Below are 20,274 nucleotides of genomic sequence, written 5' to 3'. Positions count from 1 at the left end.
TCTTCAAGAACATTTCGAAAGTCGGGAATTGATCGGACATTGGATTAACAGTGGTTGCTGGTTGCCTCTAGCGTTGTTGCGTTCATGACAGACCCGATCGGAAACGTTATGGGGAACGTGGCCGCGGCGATCCTCTCCATCGCGGACCGTTCCTCAGAGAGGCGCCGCTCGATGAAACGCCGCTCGCATTCCGTGAGTTCGGTCTGTAGAAGCCGGTGGTAGCGGCTGATGTTGTTGCGATGCGCGCGCAACAGGGCCAACTTCTCGTCCGTCATCGTCATCATCCGTTTGAACAGTCGTTTGCTAGGCTGCGAGGTTGGTCCGCGAGGCCGATCTGGTGCGAACAGGCTTGCCACCGGGAGGCCCTTTCGGATGGTGGTCCAGCGTGCAGAGGGCTTCCAAAATCTCGTCGATCGTCACGATACTGTTTGCGCCGGGCAGCGTTCTCAGCGCCGGGTTTGAGGCGACGCTGGCTGCGTCCGAGGCCCAGGATGCGAGGATCGCCCGCTTCTCGCTGATCGATATCGTCGGATCTTGGACGACGTCACGAGGATGATCGTAGACGGAGGCGGGGTGCAATATCGCGTTCAGGTCGATAACGTTATCAGCATCGTCGATCATGCGAGGTTCTCCTTTCTCCTTTCGCTAAAAACCTCTGGTTTGCTTTCCGGGCCGCGGTCAAAGGGCAATGGTCGCTCCCGCCCGGCGTCGGGCGGGAGCACAAAACCTCTGACAGGCGAGATTCAGGCTGCTTTGCCTTCGAGTTGATGCACGGTGCCTGACGGCAGGCTATTGATGGCAATTCGTCGCGGCCTCATCGCTTCGGGGATTTCCCGGATCAGTTCGATCTTCAGCAGGCCGTTCTCGAACGCGGCGCTCTTCACCTGAACATAGTCGGCGAGGTTGAACTGCCTCTTGAAGGGCCGCGCGGAGATGCCGTGGTAGAGATATTCCCGTTCGGCCTTGTCCGCCTTGTTGCCCTCGACGATCACCGCGTTCTGCTCGGCGGTCACAGATACTTCGTCGGGCGAAAAGCCCGCAATCGCCAGCGAAATCTGGTAGCGATCCTCGCTGACGCGTTCGATGTTGTACGGGGGATAATTGTCCTCACCGGCACGCTGTGCCGCTTCAACGAGGTCGAAGAGGCGGTCGAAGCCAATGGTCGAACGCCACAGGGGAGAGAAGTCGTAAGTGCGCATAGCCAGATCCTCCAAAGAGCAAAATGGATACGAGCGGCACCGGACACGACCGGTGCCCGTCTCAGGTCCCCGACCCATCAGGCGTCGGGAACGCCACCTCTCGGCGGCGAAACAAAAATAAAAAAACACCGTTTTGGTTTCAAGAGGGGGTCCAAAAATTTTAGAGGTTTTCGCGCCGGCCGGAATAGCCGGACAATCGCTTCCGAGCCCCGACAGCTTGTCGGGGCCCCTGAGATCGCAGTGCCGATGTTATCAATCTCCTATATATTCGACCCGTGGATCGCGTCGATCACGGCATCCGTCACTTCCTTCGTCGTGGCCTTGCCGCCGACATCAGGCGTCAGCACGCCGGCTGCACACACTTTCTCCACCGCCGCCATCAGGCGCACCGCTGCATCTTTCTCGCCGAGATGTTCGAGCATCTGTGCCCCGGTCCAAAACGTCGCGACCGGGTTGGCAATGCCCTTGCCGGTGATGTCGAAGGCCGAGCCGTGGATCGGCTCGAACATCGAGGGAAAGCGGCGCTGCGGATCGATATTGCCGGTCGGCGCCACGCCGAGGCTGCCCGCAAGCGCGCCGGCGAGGTCGGAGAGAATGTCGGCGTGGAGGTTGGTCGCCACGATGGTGTCGAGGCTCTTCGGATGCAACGTCATGCGCACCGTCATGGCGTCGACCAGCATCTTGTCCCAGGTGACGTCGGGGAATTCACCGGCGACTTCGGTTGCGATCTCGTCCCACATCACCATGCCGTGGCGCTGCGCGTTCGACTTGGTCACCACGGTCAGGAATTTGCGCGGCCGCGATTGCGCGAGCTGGAACGCATAGCGCATGATCCGGGTGACACCGACGCGGGTGAAGACCGCGACTTCGGTGCCGACCTCTTCCGGCAGGCCCCTGTGGGCGCGGCCGCCCATGCCGGCATATTCGCCTTCCGAATTCTCGCGCACGATCACCCAGTCGAGATCGCCGACGCCGACATTGCGCAGCGGCGAGGCGACGCCGGGCAAGATCTTGGTCGGCCGCACATTGGCGTATTGGTCAAAGCGCTGGCAGATCGGCAGGCGCAGGCCCCACAGCGTGATGTGGTCGGGCACGTCGGGCGCGCCGACCGCGCCGAAATAGATCGCGTCGAACTTCTTCAGCTCAGTGAGGCCGTCGGCCGGCATCATGACGCCGTGCTTCTTGTAATAGTCCGAACCCCAGTCGAACGTCTTGATGGTGAAGGCGATGTCGCCGCTGCGTTTTGCAAGTGCCTCCAGCACGCGAACGCCGGCCGAGATGACCTCGGGGCCGATGCCGTCGGCGGGGATCGCTGCAATCGAATGGGTGCGCATGGGAGTGCTCCGTTTCAGATATCAATGAGTTTGCGGGACGGGTTCGACGCGTGCGGTCTGCGCGCGCGACAATAGCAGGGTCAGGACCGCCGAGAGAACGAGCAGGCCGCTGACGAAATACAGGCCGCCGACAAAGCTGCCGGTCTGGTCCTTGATCCAGCCGATCATGGCGGGACCGACGAAGCCGCCGAGATTGCCGATCGAGTTGATGGTGGCGATGCCGGCCGCAGCCGCAGGGCCGGACAGAAACAGCGTCGGCATGCTCCAGAGCGGCGGTTTTGCGGAGGAGATACCGATATTGACGAGCGTCAGCGCTACGAGGACTGCGACGACGCCGGATGCAAGGCCGGCATAGGCAAGCCCGACCGCTGCGATCAGGCAGGCGATGACGACGTGCCAGGTGCGCTCGCCGGTGCGGTCCGAATGCCGTGCCCACAGCACCATGGCGACCACGGCGGCCGTGGCCGGCAGCGCATTGAGGAAGCCGACCTGGAGCGTGGACAGGCCGAACTGCTTGATGATCTGCGGCGCCCAGACGCCGAGCGTATAGAGGCCGGCCGAGGTGCCGAAATAGATCAGCGACAGCGCCAGCACCCGCGGATCGGCGAGCCCGCGCCAGATGCTGTGGCTCGCGGTCGCGGCCTTGCTGGTGGTCTCCTCGTTCATAGTCTCGACCAGCCAGCGGCGCTCGTCATCGGCGAGCCATTTTGCCTTCTCCGGGCGATCGGTCAGGAACGCCAGCACGACGAAGCCGAGCAGCACGGCCGGCAGCGCCTCCAGCACGAACAGCCATTGCCAGCCCTTGAAGCCGAATAGTCCGTCCATCTCCAGCAGCGCGCCGGAGACCGGCGAGCCCAGCACGGTCGAGAGTGGTGCTGCCGCCATGAACAATGCGGTCACCGCGGCGCGCTGGCGTGCCGGGAACCAATAGGAGAGATAGAGGATGATGCCGGGAAAGAAGCCGGCCTCTGCGACGCCGAGCAGGAAGCGCAGGATGTAGAAGCTGGTGGCGCCTTGCACAAACACCATCGCGGCCGAGACCAGACCCCAGGTGATCATCACCCGCGCGATCCAGATCCGCGCGCCGACCTTGTGCAGGATGATGTTGGAGGGCACTTCGAAGAGAAAGTAGCCCCAGAAGAAGATGCCCGCGCCAAAACCATAGACGGTCGGCGACAGGCCGATGTCCTTGTTCATCGTCAGCGAGGCGAAGCCGATATTGACGCGGTCGATGAAGGCCACGAAGTAGAGCAGCATGATGAAGGGAACGATGCGCCAGCTGATCTTGCGCAGTACGCGCGTCTGAATCTCGCTCGCCATCTCGCCTCCCTCAAGTTCCGGTTTTGGTTCTGTGGCGGCGAGCCTAGGCGTAGGCAGGAGCTGGACTCAATTGGCGCTGGTTTATACAAAAAAATGATATAATCCTCTTGCGGCAAGGCGAGAGGATCCGGGATGGAATTGCATCAGTTGCGATGCTTCGTGGCGGCGGCCGAGCAGTTGCATTTTGGTCGCGCCGCGCAGCATCTCCAGATGCTGCCATCCGCGCTCGGGCGCCAGATCAGGCTCCTGGAAGAGGATCTGGGAACGCGGCTGTTCGCGCGCACAACCCGCGCCGTCTCGCTCACCGAGGACGGCACGACGCTGCTGCGCGACGCCCGCGCTATCCTCGCCCGGGTCGAGGCCGTGGAGAGCAATCTGCGCAACCGCTCGCGCGCGGGCGCTGCACGGCGGTTGCGGGTCGGTGCCATCGACAGCGCAGCGGCGGGGTTGCTGCCGCCGCTGCTGCGCGACTTCCGCGCCGGACATCCCGAGGTCGCGGTGCAGCTGCTCGAGGACAAGACCGTCCGGCTGTTGCCGAAGATCCTGACCGGCGCGCTCGATCTGGCCTTTGTCCGTCCGCCCGACCGGGCAGACAAGCGGCTGGAATTCCGTCCCCTGCTTCAGGAGACCGCAATCGTAGCCTTTCCGCAGCGCCACGCGCTCGCCGGGCGCAAGTCGATCACGCTGGCTGACATCGCCGACGAAGCCATGCTCGTCCCGGACCGCCGCTCGCGGCCGCACAGCCACGACCTCACGATAAAGCTGTTCGAGCAGGCCGGCTTGACGCCGCGCATCGTGCAGGTGGCCGACGAGAAGCAGACCATCATCCATCTGGTGGCAACGAAGCTTGGCGTTGCGATCGTGCCGCGCTGGACCACGCGGATGGCGGTGTCGGGGGTGCGCTTCGTGCCGCTCCGTCCGAAGCAGAGCGGCCCTGTCGGCCGGCTGCCGCTGGCAGCGGCCTGGTTGCGCGGGTCGCGCGATCCGGCCCGCGATGCGATGCTGGCGGTGCTGGAGGCGCGCCTGCGCAGCTATGCGCGGGAAGCGTGAGCGGCTATGACTTGGGCTTGGCGAGAAGGTGATTGCGATGACTGAACAGAAAGCTTCGAACGAATTGCGGGTGGCCATTGCGGGGTTGGGCTCCATCGGCAGCAAGATTGCGACCGCGCTTGATCAGGGCATCGAGGGTCTGGCGTTGTCCGCCGTGGCGGTACGCGATCCCGCGAAACACCAGAGCTTCCTGAGCAGCCTGCGCCGGCCGCCGAAAGTTTTGCCGATCGACCAGCTCGGCGACGCCGCCGACATCGTGGTCGAATGCGCGCCGAGCAGCGAGCTGCGCGCGATCGTCGAACCGACAATGAAGCGCGGTAAGGCCGCGGTCGTCGTCAGCGTCGGCGGTCTGCTCGACAATTACGATCTGATCGATCTCGCCCGCGCCAATGGTGGTCGCATCCTCGTGCCGACCGGCGCGCTGATTGGGCTCGACGCGGTTAACGCAGCCGCGGTCGGCACCATTCATTCAGTGAGGATGGTCACGCGCAAGCCGATCGACGGGCTGAAGGGCGCGCCGTTCATCGTTCAGAACAACATCGACATCGACAATCTGCGCGAGCCGCTCAAACTGTTCGAGGGCAGCGCGCGCGACGCGGCGAAGGGCTTTCCGGCAAACGTCAATGTCGCCGTTGCGCTGTCGCTGGCGGGCATCGGGCCCGATCGCACCCAGATGCAGGTTTGGGCCGACCCCACTGTGACGCGCAATGTTCATCGCATCGAGGTCGAGGCGGATTCGGCGCGGTTCTCGATGGGCATCGAGAACATCCCGTCCGAAAATCCCAAGACCGGGATGATCACCGCGCTGTCCGTGATCGCGCTGCTGCGCAAGCAGCGCGCCACGCTTTGCGTTGGAACGTGATTCTTACGCGCCGGTGACGCGCCAGATCACGTTGCCGACGTCGTCGGCCATCAGCAGCGACTTCTTGTCCGGGCCGATCACGACGCCAACCGGGCGGCCGTAGGATTCCTTCTCGTCCGGGGACAGGAAGCCCGACAGGATGTCGCGACCGGGGCCGGAGGGCTTTCCGTTCTCGAACGGGATGAACACCAGTTTATAACCGGACAGCGTGCTGCGATTCCACGAACCGTGCTGGCCGATCACCATGCCATCGGGGAAACCAGGCAGGGTGCCGGCAGGCATCCAGCACAGGCCGAGCGAAGCGGTGTGGCCACCGAGCGCGTAGTCGGGTTGAAGCGCCTTGGCGACCATTGCTGCATCCTGCGGCACGCGGTCGTCCACCGTCTTGCCCCAGTAGCAATAGGGCCAGCCGTAGAAGCCGCCGTCGCGCACCGAGGTCAGATAGTCCGGCGGCGTCTCGTCGCCGAGCCCGTCGCGCTCGTTGACGACGGTCCAGAGCACATTGGTGTTTGGCTCCCAGGCCAGGCCCACGGGATTGCGCAGGCCTGCACCAAAAATGCGATGCGTGCCGGCGGCGAGGTCGAGCTCATAGACCGCGGCGCGGCCTTCCTCGACCTCCATGCCCATCTCGGCGATGTTGCTGAGCGAGCCGACGCCGGCGTAGAGCTTCTTGCCGTCGGGGCTGGCGAGCAGGCTGCGCGTCCAGTGGCCGCTCGGCTTGAAGGTGGTGAGCCGCTTGCCCGGCGCAGTGATGCGATCGGCGTTGGCGACGTAAGGAAAGGCCATCACGCCGTCGGTGTTGCCGACATAGAAGGTCTCGCCGACCAGCGCCATGCCGAACGGCTGGCTGAGGTTCTCCATGAAGGCGCCGCGGACTTCCGCGACACCGTCGCTGTCCTTGTCGCGAAGCAGCGTGATGCGGTTGGCGGACTCGCCGAGCGCCGCGGCGCGCCGCATCGTCGCCTGCATCGCGTAATGGAACACCGATCTCGGTGCGCCCGCGATCTGCGTTGATTCCGCGATCAGCACGTCGCCATTGGGCAGCACCTCGATCCAGCGCGGATGGTCGAGGCCGGTCGCGAATGCGTTGACCTTGAGCCCGGGGGCGGCCGTCGGCTTCTGTCCCTCGCTCCAGCCGCGGGCCGTCGGCATCTTGAGCGTCGGCAGCGCGCCTTGCGGCTTCGCTTCGGGAATCGACGGGGCCTGACCCCAGGCCGGCGCGGGCGTGGTGCCCGACAGCTTTCGCCATTGCAGCGCGATGCCGCCGACGAACGCGACGAACTGCGCAAAGATGCTGGAAAATGTCATGAAAATCCCCTGTCGAATCCTGCGGCACTGTCCAACGACGGATCGTCCAAAGCCCCGCGCGGGCCCAAGACCTAGTTCCTGCCGGATCGTCGACCTCTCCAGATCCACGATCAAACGTCATCGTGCCGTTTTGCGCGCGCATCCAACTGGGTGGCGGTCAAAAGGTCAACCTGTGCAGGGTCGGATCGGGCCGTTCACGGCGCAAATGGCTGCAAGCCGAATTTGCATGGCAGCTGCCACCACATCGTCGTCCTGGCGGAAAGCCAGGACCCATACCGCGGAATCTATCGGTGGGGGGCGCGGCAGAAGTACCGAGCGACAAGTCGTCGCCAAACTCCTCCCTGGGGTAATGGGTCCTGGCCTTCGCCAGGACGACACAGAAGAGTTTAGTGGCTTGCTACCTTACCGCGGCGACAGGAACGGGATGATCATCGGCACGCGGCGGCAATAGGCGCCGTAGGCGTCCTCGCCGAGCTCTTTCGACAGAAACACCTCTTCCATCCGGCCCTTCTGCCACATGCCGAGCGAGATCAGGATCGCGCCGAGGATCGTTGTCACTGTGCCGATCGCAATGCCGGTGACGAGCATGCCGAAGATCAGCCCGGTGTAGATCGGGTGCCGCACGATGCCGTAGGGGCCGGTGTCGATGACGCGGTGGTCTTCCTTCTGGGTGATGGTGTTGGACCAAAACTTTCCAAGATGCAGCCGACCCCACCAGGCGAAGGCGATGCCGGCGACCGAGAGAACCGCGGCGATGGAGATGCCGGTGTTGCCGAGCACCCAGAGCGGCTTCCAGCCCATGATTTCCGCAATCCATGGCGTGTACAGGATGCCGCCGACCAGGATCGGCAGACGATAGCGCTGCGACTCCAGCGTCATGACCTGCTTCTTGGTCCGCCCCTGCCAGAACGAGGCGCCCACCCAGCTGGCGAGAAAGGCGAGCCAGATCAGGGCCAGGAGTTCGGTCGGCCAGGTCGTGGTCCAGCCGCCCCAGGCGACAGAGAGAAGCTTGCTGAAATCAAAGGACATGCGGAAAGGTTCTTTGCTTTGGGGAGCAGATCAGCTCGCGCGCGACGACAGCGCGTGATGCTCGATGGCATTGGACGCGGCCTGGCCGCCGCGGGCGAGCAGATGGGTGATGGTTTCGCGCAGCACCGGCTCGATCGGGCGCGGCGCATAGCCGAGCTCGTCACGGGCCTTGCCGATTGAAAGGTCGCTCGCGGCAAGCGCGATGCGCACGCCCTCGGCGGTGCCGTTGGGCGGACGGTGCGTGATGCGATCGGAGATCGATTCCAGCATGATGGCGGAGAGCTCGGCGATCTTGCCGGGAACGACGACCGGATATTGCCGCCGTCCGCTCATCGCCGACATCATGCGCAGGATCTGGCCGAGCCGCACGCAATCGCCGCCGAGGATGTAGCGCTGGCCGATGCGGCCGCGTTCCATCGTCAGCACCAGGCCCATCGCGACGTCACGGACGTCGACGAGATTGACCAGGAAGTCGAGATGCGGCTGCACCTTCTTCTGTAGGAAGTACCACAGCATCGCGGTGGGCGGCGTCAGATTGTGGTCGGCGGGGCCGATCGGCATGGTCGGCGTGCCGATCACGAGCGGGAAGCCACTGGCTGCGGCCTTCGCGGCGTGGTGCTCGGCGAGCGACTTCGACCGCGTGTAGGCGCCGGGCATCGCTTCGGCCGGCTGCAGCGCCTCCTCGGCGGCAACGCCGTTGAGGTTCGCATAAGGAAACAGGATCGATTCCGTCGAGCAGTGCAGGAAGCGCGACACACTGCGCTTCATCGCAGCCGCAAGCACCACCTCTGTGCCGCGGAAATTGACGTCGTGGAAGTCCCGCTTGTTGGCGACCCACATGCCGGGCAGGCCGGCGAGGTGATAGACCTGATCGACCCCGGACAGCGCAGCATCGACCGCGGCACCGTCCAGCACCGAGCCGTGCACACATTCAACGTCCGCGTTCGCGGCAGCCGGCGGCCGCACATCAAGAACACGTACCCGCTGCCCACGGGCGCGGAGCGCTTCGACAAGATGATGTCCGATGAAACCACTGCCACCGGTAACCAGTACGAGAGTCATGAAGTAGGTTTTGCTGTTCCGCTTCGAGAAAGCTATCGGGTTGAAAGGGAGTTGGTCGGAAGAGGCGCGAGAATCGCGGCGAGGTCGCGACGAAAACCCAGTGCAATATAAAGTTTTGCCATGACGAACATCGGTCCAAGCAGAAAATGCGTGGGGTGGTCGACCATCGATGGCTGCCGCTCCTCAAACACCCTGTGGCCGACGATCTGCGATGCGACGCCGAGCACGATCAGCACCGCAAAAATCGACCACATCATGGCAAGTGAGACCTGATTGCCGATCGCGGTTGCGACCGAAAGCAGCACGATCATCGACACGAGGATGCCGAGCCCGACCCCGGCGTCCAGCATCAGCCAGTATGCCAGCACGGGCAGGGCCAAAATCACCGCCAGGCTGACCTCGACCCCGAACACGGAGAAATGGACCAGCGTCAGCGGCAGCGTCGCGCCGGTGAAGAGCAGGAGAATGCCGACCACATGCATCGCGCAATTCCAGGGATCGCGATGGTATTCGACATAATCGGCCAGTTGGCGTTGAAAATAGCCAGCCATCTCAGTCTCGTGCGGCACGGGGTCGGGGAAGGGCGAAAACAGCCTATAGCACCGGACAGGGCAGTGCACAAACCGGCGCTATTGTCGCGCAGGACCATGCTGTCGCGCTGTGAGACAGGTCACAAAACAGTCAGAAGTTCAACGGGTTCCGCACGGTGCGCGGCGCATGCGCTCAATGCTTCTTGGCGGGCTTTTTCGCCGCAGGCGCAGGGGCTGCTGCGGGATGCGCAGGCGCTTCATCGGGCACTTTGGCAAAGGTCAGGATTTGCAACTGGCCGTTGACTGCCGAGGTCGGCTTGGCGCGGTCGAGGAACTGCTCCTCGCCGAGGCCGATCGGCTGAAGCCGCTTGGTCGAAATCTTGAAGGTGTTCACCAGCACGTCACGGATCGCGTCCGCCCGGCGCTGGCTCAGGATCGCGTTGGCTTCCCGCGTCTTCTGATTGGACTCGACATGGCCGACGATCAGGAACGTGTAGGGCAGCAGCGAGGCGTGAACCATTGCGTCGGCGATCCGGCCGACGGTCTGGTAGGAGTCCGGCTGGATGATCGGCGTGTCGGCGTCGAACTGGATCTGGGCGTTGAAGGCGGGCAGCTTGGCCAGATCAGGCACGATCAGCGGCCGGTTCACCGGACCCGGATCGTTCTTGATCCTGGCCTTGGCCCGTTCCATCACCTGCTGCTTCAGCGCGGGCAGGTCGACCTCGGGGGTCTCCTCGAAATGATTGAGCTTGCCGACGATGTCGTCGCGGGTCGGCGCCGTCTGTGCGCCGGCCGCGCCCGCGAGCAGAACGAGGCCCAATGCGAAACCGATTCCGGCGGTGATGTGCCCGGTTGCGCGCATCATCGATACCCCGCGTCGTCGACGGCCTTCAGGCAGTTGTTGCTGATGCCCTTGGGCGTCGAGACCAGGCAGGGGATCGACTTGCTGGTCTCCTTGGTCGAGCCGCCGCAGACCTTGACGATCTCGCGCTGGCAGGCGTTCGCGACCGTGACGCGGGCCGCGACGCGCTTCTGGATGGAGTCGAACACGGTGAGGTAGTCGCTCTGGCACTGCTGGGAGAGCACGTCCCGGTTGCGGGACAGGCACTCCTTCAGGCGGGTGGAGTCCGGATTGACGCCGCGGCAATTGGCGACGATTTCCGCACCGCAACTCTTGGCCAGCAGCCCGATCGAATCGCCAAAGCTCATGGTCTCCGCCGTCGCGAGCGACGGCATCCCCAATGCAAGCACGATCAGTGTGATGGAGCCCCGGACCATGGTTGCATCTGATACGGGGAAGTTCGCGGTGGTCAAGGGCTGTTCGGGCGAGAACTGTCGAGAGTCCGGCCAGTGCGGCGAACAGTCCTCACTCCGCGGCGTCGGCGCGGGGAGGAAATTCGATCAGGGCGACCATGTAGTTCTTGAGGTCTTCCGCAACTTCGGGGTCGGCCTTGAGCTCCGTCAGTGTCCGGGGCGGAGGAAGCTGGCGGCCATCCGCACTCAGATCCTGCGCGTAGAGGTCGAGCGCCTCGGGCGCGTTCTCCAAGGCCTCGTCGATGTCGTCGCCACCCGAAATGCAGCCGGGCAGATCAGGGAACCACACGCCCACGGCGTGGTCCGGGCCAGCGTCTTCAATGATGGCAATGTAGTGAGCCATGTCGACCTCAATCAGGCTTCCAGCCCGCCCCCTTATAAATGGCACGGACCAGGCCCTTTCCCAAGTCCTTCTTAGGATGCGGAATAACGAGCGTTTCGCCCGAACCAGGGCTCTTGAAAACATGGTGTGAGCCGGTCACTCGGACGAGTTTCCAACCCTCGCGCTCCAGGCGCCGAATAATGTCGCGGCTCGCGGTCAGCATGAATTTCTCCCCAAAGAATCATCTGACCGGAAAACTAGAGCGTAGCCGCCTGGGTTAAATGCGGTCGACGCGGGTGTACTCACGTCCGCTGCACAAAGCTGTCCACGACCTTCTTCTCGCCGGCCTTGTCGAAGGCGATGGTGAGCTTGTTGCCGTCGATCTTGGTGACGCGGCCGTAGCCGAACTTCTGGTGGAAGACGCGGTCGGAGAGCGAGAATTCCGATGTCGTGCCGGTCGATTTGGCGACCAGCTCGCCCTCGATCGTCATCGGCCCGCGGCGGCGCGAGGAGAAGCTGCCGAAATCGGGGCCGGATGACGAAGAGGATGAGAAATTCGAGGCCTCTTCCTCGAAGCCGCCACGCCCGCCGCCGCCATTGCGTCCACCGCCGCGGTTGCGATTGGCCTGGGCACGCTGCCAGCCGGGCGTCGAATAGGTCGAGCCGAACGCCTCCATGTCGTCGAAGCGTGAGGCGCCGTAACCGCCGGTGCCACCCCAGGCCGAGCCGCCCTTGGATTCCGTGATCTCGACATTGGCCGCCGGCAATTCGTCGAGGAAGCGCGACGGGATCGTGGTCGACCAGGTGCCATGGATCCGCCGGTTGGTCGCAAAATAGATCTTTGCGCGCCGCCTCGCGCGCGTGAGGCCGACATGGCCGAGCCGGCGCTCTTCCTCGAGCCCGGCGCGGCCCTGTTCGTCCAGCGTGCGCTGGCTCGGGAACAGGCCTTCCTCCCAGCCGGGCAGGAACACGTTGTCGAATTCGAGCCCCTTGGCCGAGTGCAGCGTCATCAGTGACACCGCGTCTTCCTCGGCGCCGTTGTCGCGGTCCATCACCAGCGAGATGTGCTCCAAAAACCCCTGCAGGTTCTCAAACTCCTCCATCGAGCGCACCAGCTCTTTCAAATTCTCCAGCCGGCCGGCGGCGTCCGCCGAACGGTCCTTCTGCCACATCTCGGTGTAGCCGCTCTCATCCAGCACGATCTGGGCGAGGTCCGTATGCGCGGTGACCTCGCGCTGGGCGCGCCAGCGATCGAACTGGGCGACGACCTCACGGAGCGAGCCGCGCGCCTTCGGTTTCAGCTCGTCGGTCTCGACCACGGCGCGCGCCGCCTCGAACAGCGGGATGCGGCGCTTGCGGGCGTGGTCGTGCAGCATCTGCACGGTGGCATCGCCAAGCCCGCGCTTGGGCACGTTGACGACGCGCTCGAAGGCGAGATCGTCGGCCGGTGAGTTGATGACGCGCAGATAAGCCAGCGCATCGCGGATTTCGGCGCGTTCATAGAAGCGCGGACCGCCGATGACGCGATAGGGCAGGCCGAGCGTGACGAAACGGTCTTCGAACTCGCGCATCTGATAAGACGCGCGCACGAGAATGGCGATCTCGTTGAGCTTGTCGCCCTGGCGCTGGATCTGCTCGATCTCCTCGCCGATGCCGCGGGCCTCCTCTTCCGAGTCCCACGAGCCCGTCACCGTGACCTTCTCGCCGTCCTGGTCCTCGGTGCGCAGCGTCTTGCCGAGCCGGCCTTCGTTATGCGCAATCAGGTGCGAGGCGGCCGCGAGGATGTGGCCGGTCGAACGGTAGTTGCGCTCGAGACGGATGACTTTTGCGCCGGGAAAATCGTGGTCGAAGCGCAGGATGTTGTCGACCTCAGCGCCACGCCAGCCATAGATCGACTGGTCGTCGTCGCCGACGCAGCAGATGTTTTTGGTGGGGCCCGCCGAAGCAGCCGCGATCGCCGCGCGCTCCGTCATTTCGGGACGATGTGTATTGTCGGATTCACTTGGAGAATCGGGGTTCGAGTCTTCGACGCGCTCTGGAATGACGGCTTGTGCGGCAGGTTTCGTCGGCGCCTGCGACAGCAGCCGCAGCCACAGATACTGCGCAACGTTGGTGTCCTGATATTCGTCGACCAGGATGAATTTGAAGCGCTGCTGGTACTGCCGGAGAATATCCGGGTGCTCGCGGAAGATGCGGATGTCTTCGAGCAGCAGGTCGCCGAAATCGGCGGCGTTCAGGATCTTCAGCCGCTCCTGGTAGCTTGCATAGAGCTTGCCGCCCTTGCCGTTGGCGAAGACGGCGGCTTCGCCGGCCGGCACCTGCGACGGCGTCAGGCCGCGGTTCTTCCAGCCGTCGATCAGCCCGGCCAGCATGCGCGCGGGCCAGCGTTTGTCGTCGATGTTGTCGGCTTGCAGCAGCTGCTTGAGCAGCCGCACCTGGTCGTCGGTATCGAGCACGGTGAAATTCGACTTGAGCTGCGCCAGCTCTGCATGGGTCCGCAAAATGCGGCCGCCGATGGAGTGGAAGGTGCCGAGCCACGGCATGCCCTCGACGGCCTGGCCCAGCATCTGGCCGAGCCGATGCTTCATCTCGCGCGCGGCCTTGTTGGTGAAGGTCACCGACAGGATCTCGGCGGGGCGGGCGCGGCCCTGGCTCAGGATGTGGGCGATGCGGGTGGTCAGCACGCGGGTCTTGCCGGTGCCGGCGCCGGCCAGCACCAAAACCGGGCCGTCCAGCGTTTCGACGGCGTCGCGCTGCTCCGGATTGAGCCCGGTCAGATATTTCGGACCCACCGTGGCGCGCGCACGCGCGGCGATGCCGCCGGCTGCGGGCTGATGGTCGGGAACGCTGGTGATCTTGCTCGGCTCGGTCATGCGAATCATTGGCCCACGATGGCACCGCGCCGTCGCGGGAGGGAGCCTTCATAACAGGGATTGCAGCCTATATGGGGCGGCGGGGCGGGGTTTTCCACGTGCGTGGTGGGCCGATTTGTTCCTGCGACGCTCGCGAATTTCCCGTTCGTTTGGGTCGGAACCTTCGTTCCTGCGTCGAGATTGTCTGAACAAGCGAGGCGCGTCAGCCGCGCCGATCGCAGACAGACTCGAAACAGAGGTTCTGACCATGCTTAGCTGGGTTGTGACGTTTCTGGTTATCGCCCTGATCGCCGGCATTTTGGGCTTTGGCGGCCTCGCCGGCGCATCGATCGAAATCGCCAAGATCATCTTCTTCGTCGCGGTCGTCCTGTTCCTGGTCTCGGCCGTGGTCGGCCTCGCCCGCGGCCGCAGGATCTAGCGGCTTATCGCTTCGAGGGCATCGCCACGTTGCGGCCGATGCCCTCGGGCCGCGGCAGGACGCTGTGGGCCTTGGCGACCCCCGCGATCCGCTGCTGGATGTCCGGCGGAAAAGCCGCAACGCGTCGCGCGTTCATATCCATATGCAGCGACATGTTCTCCGATGTGGCCGACAGCCAGCCTTCGGTCGCGTGCCGGAGCTCCTCGAATGTGTGCAACCGCTTGTCGTCGGCCTCCAGCAGCCACACCAAAATCTGCACGGGATCGCCGAGGTGGATCTCACGCAAATACCGCACATGGCATTCGGCCGTGAAGGTCGAGCCGTGGCGTTCCTTCTTGTAAGTGGGACCGATCCCGAGCTCGAGCCAGAACTCGTCGATCGCCCGGTCGAACATCACGTTGTAATAGGCCATGTTGAGATGGCCGTTGTAGTCGATCCATTGCGGCTCGATCTGCATGATCGAGGAGCGGAACGGCTCTGCGTTCGGGGCGGTGGCGGCACTCTCCGGCATGTCTCAGTCCCTGGCTATGCGTCCGGTCGCTTGACTTGACCGGTGAGATGTCCTTTGCCACGGTTTCCTGTGTCGGGAGGACTATCCGTGGGTACGACCATCACCAATAATCCGCCGCGGCCGGCGCCGAAAGCCCTCGCGAGCGCGCTGGAGCAGCTTGCCGCACGCTTCGGCAACCGCCTCATCACCTCGCAGGCCGTCCGCGAGCAGCACGGCCATACCACGACATGGATCGTCAACCAGCCGCCGGATGGCGTGGTGATGGCGCAGGAGACCGCCGACATCCAGGACGTGGTGCGGATCTGCGCCAGCAACGGCGTGCCCGTCATTCCCTTCGGCACCGGCACCTCGCTCGAGGGCCAGGTCAATGCGCCCGCCGGCGGCATCTCGATCGATTTGCGCGACATGAACAAGGTGCTCGCGGTGCATGCCGAGGACCTCGACTGCGTGATCCAGCCCGGCGTCACCCGCAAGGCGCTCAACGAGCATCTGCGCGACCAGGGCCTGTTCTTCCCGATCGATCCCGGCGCGGATGCCTCGCTCGGCGGCATGGCCTCGACGCGCGCCTCCGGCACCAACGCGGTGCGCTACGGCACCATGCGTGACAGCGTGCTGGCGCTGAAAGTCGTGCGCGGCGACGGTGAGATCATCACCACAGGTACGCGCGCGAAAAAATCATCCGCCGGCTACGACCTGACGCATCTGTTCGTCGGCGCCGAAGGCACGCTCGGCATCATCTCGGAGCTGACCATTCGGCTCCGCGGCATTCCCGAGACGATCGCGGCGGCGGCGGTGTCGTTCGAGACCGTGCATGGGGCGTGTCAGGCCGTGATCCTGGCGATCCAGACCGGCATTCCCGTGGCGCGCATCGAGTTGCTCAATGCCGCGCAGGTGAAGGCCTGCAATTCCTATTCGAAGCTGACTCTGCCGGAGACGCCGCTGCTGTTGATGGAATTCCACGGCAGCGAGATCGAGGTCGATGCGCAGTCGAAGGCGTTCGGCGAGATCGCAAAGGATTGCGGCGGCGGCGATTTCTCCTGGACCACCAAGCCGGAGGACCGCACAAAACTGTGGCAGGCGCGGCACGATGCCTACTGGTCCGTCAAGGCACTGCGGCCCGGCGACAGCATCGGCGTGGTCGCGACCGACGTCTGCGTGCCGATCTCGCGGCTTGCCGATTGCGTCAGCGAGACCGAGGAAGACCTCAAGCGACTCAACCTGTTGTCGCCGATCGTCGGCCATGTCGGCGACGGCAATTTCCACTGCTCGCTGGTGTGTGACACCAACGACGCGGCCGAGATGGCGCGCGGTGAGGAATTCATGCATCGCCTCGTCGAGCGCGCGCAAGCGATGGACGGAACCTGCACCGGCGAGCATGGCATCGGACAGGGCAAGCAGAAATATCTCAAGGCGGAACTCGGCCCTGAAGCAATCGATGCGATGCGTGCGCTGAAAAAGGCACTCGATCCGCAAAACATCTTCAACCCCGGCAAGATCGTGCCGGAGGCGTAGCGCGCGCAGCTGCTGCGTCGCGTTCACGGAACTTTCGCCCACCACGCCGGTTCCAATTCTCGTCAACTTCCGATGCCGCAATGGCGCGGCTCTGCGGGAGGATGCGATGTTGCGACCGGTCATTGGAATTGCCGTGATGGTGCTCGCCTGCATGCTGGCAGGCACAGCTCTGGGGAAGGGCGGCGGAGGACATGGCGGTGGGCACGGAGGTGGCCATGGCGGTGGGCACGGAGGTGGTCATGGTGGTGGGCATCATGGTGGTGGGCATCATGGTGGTGGCCATTTCGGCGGTCATGGCTTCGGGCACGCGCATGGCGGTGGCGGGCAGCATGGCGGGGTGCGGTTCGCAGCCGGAGCGCGACATGGTGGTCCGAACTTCGGTCAGATCCGCAATGCAGGCGTCCGTCCTGCGAATTTCCGCAATGCCCTCAACGCGCACTCCAGCGCGTTCCGCAATGGCCGGCTGATCAGCAATCCGGCGGCGCGAGCCCAGATCGCAGCCGCGGCCGCACTTGCCGGCTGGCATGGCGCAAGCAGCGGATGGTGGCAACATGCGGGGGGCGGCTATGGCTGGGTCGGACCGTTGTTCTGGCCGTTCGCCTATAACGACCTCTACGACTACACGATCTGGGGCGACGGTCTCGGCTTCTGGGGCTACGGCTACCCGGACATCTATGCCGGCATCTTCGGGCCCTATGGCTATGACGGTCTCTCGGCCTATCTACCGCAACGACCGCAGGGACGGCGGCAACCGCGAGGAGTTGCGCTCGATCAGCTTTGCGGCAGCGATCGACGCGAAATCGTCGGACTGCCGATCGACCAGATCGCAGCCGCGGTGCAGCCGACGGACGCGCAAGGCGCAAGCCTCGACGAACTCGGCAATGCCTCGATCCAGGCGGCGGACATGATCCGTGCGTCCTGTCCGGCGCAGGTCGCGGCGACCGCGCCCGGTCGGCTGATGGCGATGCGGCAGCGTGTCGAGGCGATGGAAAAGGCCGTCGATCTCGTTCAGCCTGCCCTGGACAAGTTCTATGGCTCGCTCACCGACGAGCAGAAGGCACGCTTCAATGCGCTGGCCGAAGATCAGCGTCGCGCGACGGCGTCCAACAACAGCAATGGATCGCTGGTCCAGAATTGCGGAGCGTCTGCCGCGCTCGATTGGCCCGGCGCCGAGATCGAAGCGAGGCTTCATCCCAACGACACCCAGCGCGCCGCGCTACAGGTGCTCCAGGATACCAGCACCAGGGTCAGCGCATCGCTCAAGGCGGCCTGCCAGCCCAACGACGTCATGACGCCGCCGGCGCGAATGGCCGCGGTCCGCAAGCGGCTCGACGTCATGCTCGACGGCGTCAAGTCGGTTCGCGCGGCGCTGGAGGATTTCTACGCCACGCTGAATGACGAGCAGAAGGCGCAGTTCGAGGCGATCGGACCACGTCGGACGTCCTGAGCGTGTCGCGAGCCACGGAATTGTGGCGGAAAAAACCGCCTCGCCGATCTCGCTGCGGTTCTCTATGCTGGGTGGAGCTGAAGCACGGCAATACGGTGGCGGGAAGACCACGGGTGGCGGGGTGATGAAGTGGTTCGCAAGGAAGACGCCGGGGGACGTCTGGGACGAGGTGATCCAGGGGCCGCTCGGCGACATCGAAGCCGCTGCCCGCATCCGCACCATCTGTGAGGCTGCGACCGCGAGCGCAGCGACGGTCGGAGGTTCGCCGCGCAACGACATGCGCGAGAGCGAACGCTATGAAGGTGCGGCGCGCGCCGCGATGGAAATCGCGATGAAGATCTCCGACGATCTGATGCGCGACGACGCGGTCCGCCGCATCGTCGATCTCTGCATGAAGGCCAATGACGTCAAAACCGCGCAGATTTTGTCGCGCGCGATCCAGGCAAGCTGGATCCGCGAGACGGTGCAGCGTGACTATCCCGTGCTGTTGCAGTGAGCGCGGCTATTTCGCCAGCTTTCTCACGGCCTCGTCCACACTGTGGAAGACGTGCTCCTTCGGCAGCACATCGAACAATTTGAAGCGCTCGAATGCGTCCTGCGCGCGTACCGATTCCAGCCGCGCCAGCGCGACCGTGACGCCTTGTTCGCTGCATGCCTTGAAGACGTCGAGCAGGATCTGCGCGGCGGTGAAGTCGATCTCGACCATGCCGCTCGCCTCCAGCACCAGCAATTGCGGCGTCGCCGCGCTCAGGACTTTCGTCACGTCGCTGCGGAAGCCGGGCGCATTGAGGAAGGACAGCGGCGCCTGCAGCCCGATCACGGCGACACCCGCGATGCGCTCGCCGGTGATGTGGGGATGCGCCGGCCACCAGATCGTGGTGCCCGGCACGCGCTCGAACTCGATGAGCCTTGCGCGCGTCGTGCTCCAGATGCCGTGCAGCAGCGACAGCACGATGCCGAGGAACGCGCCCTGCTGGATCGGCAGCACGATGATCAGCGCCGCGGTGGCGACGATCAGCAGAAACTCGCTGAACGATTGGCGATAGATCGTGAGGATCTGCTTGGTGCGGATGATGCGCAGCGCGACGAACAGCAGGATGCCGCCAAGGGCTGCCTCCGGGACGTGCTGCAGCAGCCCCGTTCCGAACGCGAGCAACAACAGGACGATCACCGCGGCCGCCAGGCCCGCAAGCTGCGATTGTCCGCCGGTCTCGGCGACGATGCCGGTGCGCGGCGGGCTGGCATTGACGGGAAACGCGCCGAACAGGCCCGACAGCACGCTGCCGGCGCCGGCGCCGAGGAAGTCGCGATCGACGTCAGCGGGCTTGTCGAGATCGGACGGGAAGGATCGCGTGGTGGCTGCGGTCTGCACCATCACCACCACGGTGATCACGAAGGCGAGCGGCACCAGCCGCACCCATTGCTCTGGTGCAAGCTCGGGCAGTGTCGGCCGCGGCAGCGTGCCCGGCACGCTGCCGACGACGTTGACGCCTTTGCTCTCGAGGCCGAGCGAGATCGTGGCCAGAGTCGCGGCGACGAGCCCGATCAGCGCGCCGGGAATCTTTGCGCTGATCTTTTCGGAGATGACAACCACGGCCAGCACGCCGAAACCGATGCAGAGCGTCACGGGATTGGTGCGGCCGATCTCGGTTGCGAGCACGCCGATGCGATCGAGCGTCGGCCCGCTCGGCGATTCCAGTCCCAGCACGCCCGGCAATTGCGACACGATGATGTGGACGGAGATGCCGGCGAGGAAGCCGACCATCACCGGCATCGACAGGAGGTTGGCGATGCCGCCGAGCCGAAACGCTCCGCCGGCGAGCATCATCACGCCGACCATCAGCGCCAGTGCGATCGCGAGCCCCTGATATTCGGGTGAGCCGGCAGCAGCCAACGCGGCAAGGCCGCCGGCGAAGATCGGCGTGATCGTGGAATCGGCGCCGCAGGACAGAAAGCGGTTGCCGCCGAGCAGGGCAAAGCCGAGTGAACCCGCCATGAAGGCGAAGAAGCCGATCTGCGGCGCGAAGCCGCCGAGCCGCGCGGTCGCCATCTGCTCGGGGATCGCGATCGCCGCCAGCGTCAGCCCCGCCATGAGATCGCCGGGCAGCGAATAGGAGGCGAGCGAGCCAAACAGCGGCCATGCTTTCCTGGCGTGAGCGTCTTGCGGCATCGATGCGAAGTCC

Annotated in this window: 22 protein-coding genes; 6 read left to right on the top strand and 16 right to left on the bottom strand. The window is 64.5% G+C overall.

Annotated elements, in window-relative coordinates:
• Nucleotides 1–44: 44 nt before the first annotated feature.
• The 5 genes from V1280_RS19105 to V1280_RS19085 form a co-directional block, all read right to left on the bottom strand.
• A complete protein-coding gene (locus tag V1280_RS19105; RefSeq protein WP_334527232.1) occupies nucleotides 45–275 on the bottom strand; it encodes a hypothetical protein in 231 nt (76 codons plus the stop codon).
• A 28-nt stretch (nucleotides 276–303) separates the two neighbouring features.
• Entirely contained in the window at nucleotides 304–621 is a 318-nt protein-coding gene (locus V1280_RS19100; RefSeq protein WP_334527230.1) for a hypothetical protein, read from the bottom strand.
• Between the two features lie 122 nt (nucleotides 622–743).
• Entirely contained in the window at nucleotides 744–1,199 is a 456-nt protein-coding gene (locus V1280_RS19095) for an Hsp20 family protein (protein WP_334527227.1), read from the bottom strand.
• A 260-nt stretch (nucleotides 1,200–1,459) separates the two neighbouring features.
• Nucleotides 1,460–2,533: a tartrate dehydrogenase gene (locus tag V1280_RS19090; RefSeq protein WP_334527224.1), complete on the bottom strand. Its 1,074-nt coding sequence runs from the start codon at nucleotides 2,531–2,533 to the stop codon at nucleotides 1,460–1,462.
• A 21-nt stretch (nucleotides 2,534–2,554) separates the two neighbouring features.
• The gene (locus V1280_RS19085) at nucleotides 2,555–3,853 is read right to left on the bottom strand and encodes an MFS transporter (RefSeq protein WP_334527221.1); all 1,299 of its coding nucleotides are present in this window, start codon (nucleotides 3,851–3,853) and stop codon (nucleotides 2,555–2,557) included.
• Between the two features lie 132 nt (nucleotides 3,854–3,985).
• Here V1280_RS19085 and V1280_RS19080 point away from each other — a divergent pair, with 132 nt between their 5' ends.
• Nucleotides 3,986–4,903 (top strand): LysR family transcriptional regulator, encoded by a 918-nt coding sequence (locus tag V1280_RS19080; RefSeq protein ID WP_334527218.1) that lies wholly within the window; start codon nucleotides 3,986–3,988, stop codon nucleotides 4,901–4,903.
• A gap of 37 nt (nucleotides 4,904–4,940) precedes the next feature.
• Nucleotides 4,941–5,765, top strand: coding sequence for an aspartate dehydrogenase (locus tag V1280_RS19075; RefSeq protein ID WP_334527215.1), 825 nt, complete (start codon nucleotides 4,941–4,943; stop codon nucleotides 5,763–5,765).
• A gap of 3 nt (nucleotides 5,766–5,768) precedes the next feature.
• Here V1280_RS19075 and V1280_RS19070 read toward each other — a convergent pair whose 3' ends face one another.
• From V1280_RS19070 to V1280_RS19030, 9 genes are all read right to left on the bottom strand, one after another.
• Nucleotides 5,769–7,073, bottom strand: coding sequence for a PQQ-dependent sugar dehydrogenase (locus tag V1280_RS19070; protein ID WP_334527212.1), 1,305 nt, complete (start codon nucleotides 7,071–7,073; stop codon nucleotides 5,769–5,771).
• 402 nt (nucleotides 7,074–7,475) lie between these two features.
• A complete protein-coding gene (locus V1280_RS19065; RefSeq protein WP_334527209.1) occupies nucleotides 7,476–8,102 on the bottom strand; it encodes a methyltransferase family protein in 627 nt (208 codons plus the stop codon).
• Nucleotides 8,103–8,132: 30 nt separating this feature from the next.
• Nucleotides 8,133–9,164 (bottom strand): NAD-dependent epimerase/dehydratase family protein, encoded by a 1,032-nt coding sequence (locus V1280_RS19060; RefSeq protein ID WP_334527206.1) that lies wholly within the window; start codon nucleotides 9,162–9,164, stop codon nucleotides 8,133–8,135.
• A 32-nt stretch (nucleotides 9,165–9,196) separates the two neighbouring features.
• Nucleotides 9,197–9,715: an Mpo1 family 2-hydroxy fatty acid dioxygenase gene (locus V1280_RS19055; RefSeq protein ID WP_334527204.1), complete on the bottom strand. Its 519-nt coding sequence runs from the start codon at nucleotides 9,713–9,715 to the stop codon at nucleotides 9,197–9,199.
• 172 nt (nucleotides 9,716–9,887) lie between these two features.
• Nucleotides 9,888–10,556 carry an OmpA family protein gene (locus V1280_RS19050; protein ID WP_334538356.1) on the bottom strand — a complete coding sequence of 223 codons (669 nt, stop codon included), beginning with the start codon at nucleotides 10,554–10,556 and terminating at the stop codon, nucleotides 9,888–9,890.
• Nucleotides 10,556–10,972 carry a hypothetical protein gene (locus tag V1280_RS19045; protein ID WP_334527201.1) on the bottom strand — a complete coding sequence of 139 codons (417 nt, stop codon included), beginning with the start codon at nucleotides 10,970–10,972 and terminating at the stop codon, nucleotides 10,556–10,558. The genes V1280_RS19050 and V1280_RS19045 overlap by 1 nt, the downstream gene beginning before the upstream one ends.
• 88 nt (nucleotides 10,973–11,060) lie before the next feature.
• Entirely contained in the window at nucleotides 11,061–11,351 is a 291-nt protein-coding gene (locus V1280_RS19040; RefSeq protein WP_334527198.1) for a type II toxin-antitoxin system HicB family antitoxin, read from the bottom strand.
• 7 nt (nucleotides 11,352–11,358) lie between these two features.
• On the bottom strand, nucleotides 11,359–11,553 hold the full coding sequence (locus V1280_RS19035) for a type II toxin-antitoxin system HicA family toxin (protein ID WP_334527195.1): 195 nt from the start codon (nucleotides 11,551–11,553) through the stop codon (nucleotides 11,359–11,361).
• 79 nt (nucleotides 11,554–11,632) lie between these two features.
• Nucleotides 11,633–14,212, bottom strand: a complete 2,580-nt coding sequence (locus V1280_RS19030) for an ATP-dependent helicase (protein ID WP_334527192.1) — start codon at nucleotides 14,210–14,212, stop codon at nucleotides 11,633–11,635.
• 238 nt (nucleotides 14,213–14,450) lie between these two features.
• Here V1280_RS19030 and V1280_RS19025 point away from each other — a divergent pair, with 238 nt between their 5' ends.
• A complete protein-coding gene (locus tag V1280_RS19025) occupies nucleotides 14,451–14,621 on the top strand; it encodes a DUF1328 domain-containing protein (protein ID WP_045006173.1) in 171 nt (56 codons plus the stop codon).
• 4 nt (nucleotides 14,622–14,625) lie between these two features.
• Here the strand turns inward: V1280_RS19025 and V1280_RS19020 are convergent, their stop codons facing one another.
• Nucleotides 14,626–15,132: a thioesterase family protein gene (locus tag V1280_RS19020; RefSeq protein ID WP_334527174.1), complete on the bottom strand. Its 507-nt coding sequence runs from the start codon at nucleotides 15,130–15,132 to the stop codon at nucleotides 14,626–14,628.
• 87 nt (nucleotides 15,133–15,219) lie between these two features.
• Here V1280_RS19020 and V1280_RS19015 point away from each other — a divergent pair, with 87 nt between their 5' ends.
• The 3 genes from V1280_RS19015 (at nucleotide 15,220) to V1280_RS19005 (ending at nucleotide 18,587) form a co-directional block, all read left to right on the top strand.
• Complete coding sequence (locus tag V1280_RS19015) at nucleotides 15,220–16,644, top strand: FAD-binding oxidoreductase (protein ID WP_334527172.1); 1,425 nt, start codon at nucleotides 15,220–15,222, stop codon at nucleotides 16,642–16,644.
• A gap of 106 nt (nucleotides 16,645–16,750) precedes the next feature.
• Nucleotides 16,751–18,091: a Spy/CpxP family protein refolding chaperone gene (locus V1280_RS19010; protein WP_334527170.1), complete on the top strand. Its 1,341-nt coding sequence runs from the start codon at nucleotides 16,751–16,753 to the stop codon at nucleotides 18,089–18,091.
• Nucleotides 18,092–18,215: 124 nt separating this feature from the next.
• Nucleotides 18,216–18,587: a hypothetical protein gene (locus V1280_RS19005; protein ID WP_334538355.1), complete on the top strand. Its 372-nt coding sequence runs from the start codon at nucleotides 18,216–18,218 to the stop codon at nucleotides 18,585–18,587.
• A gap of 6 nt (nucleotides 18,588–18,593) precedes the next feature.
• Here the strand turns inward: V1280_RS19005 and V1280_RS19000 are convergent, their stop codons facing one another.
• A complete protein-coding gene (locus V1280_RS19000) occupies nucleotides 18,594–20,261 on the bottom strand; it encodes a SulP family inorganic anion transporter (protein WP_334527167.1) in 1,668 nt (555 codons plus the stop codon).
• Nucleotides 20,262–20,274: the final 13 nt, after the last annotated feature.

Source organism: Bradyrhizobium sp. AZCC 2230, from assembly GCF_036924495.1.
In the GTDB taxonomy this organism is placed as follows: Bacteria; Pseudomonadota; Alphaproteobacteria; order Rhizobiales; family Xanthobacteraceae; genus Bradyrhizobium; species Bradyrhizobium rifense.
This window is presented reverse-complemented; position numbering and strand designations above follow the sequence as displayed.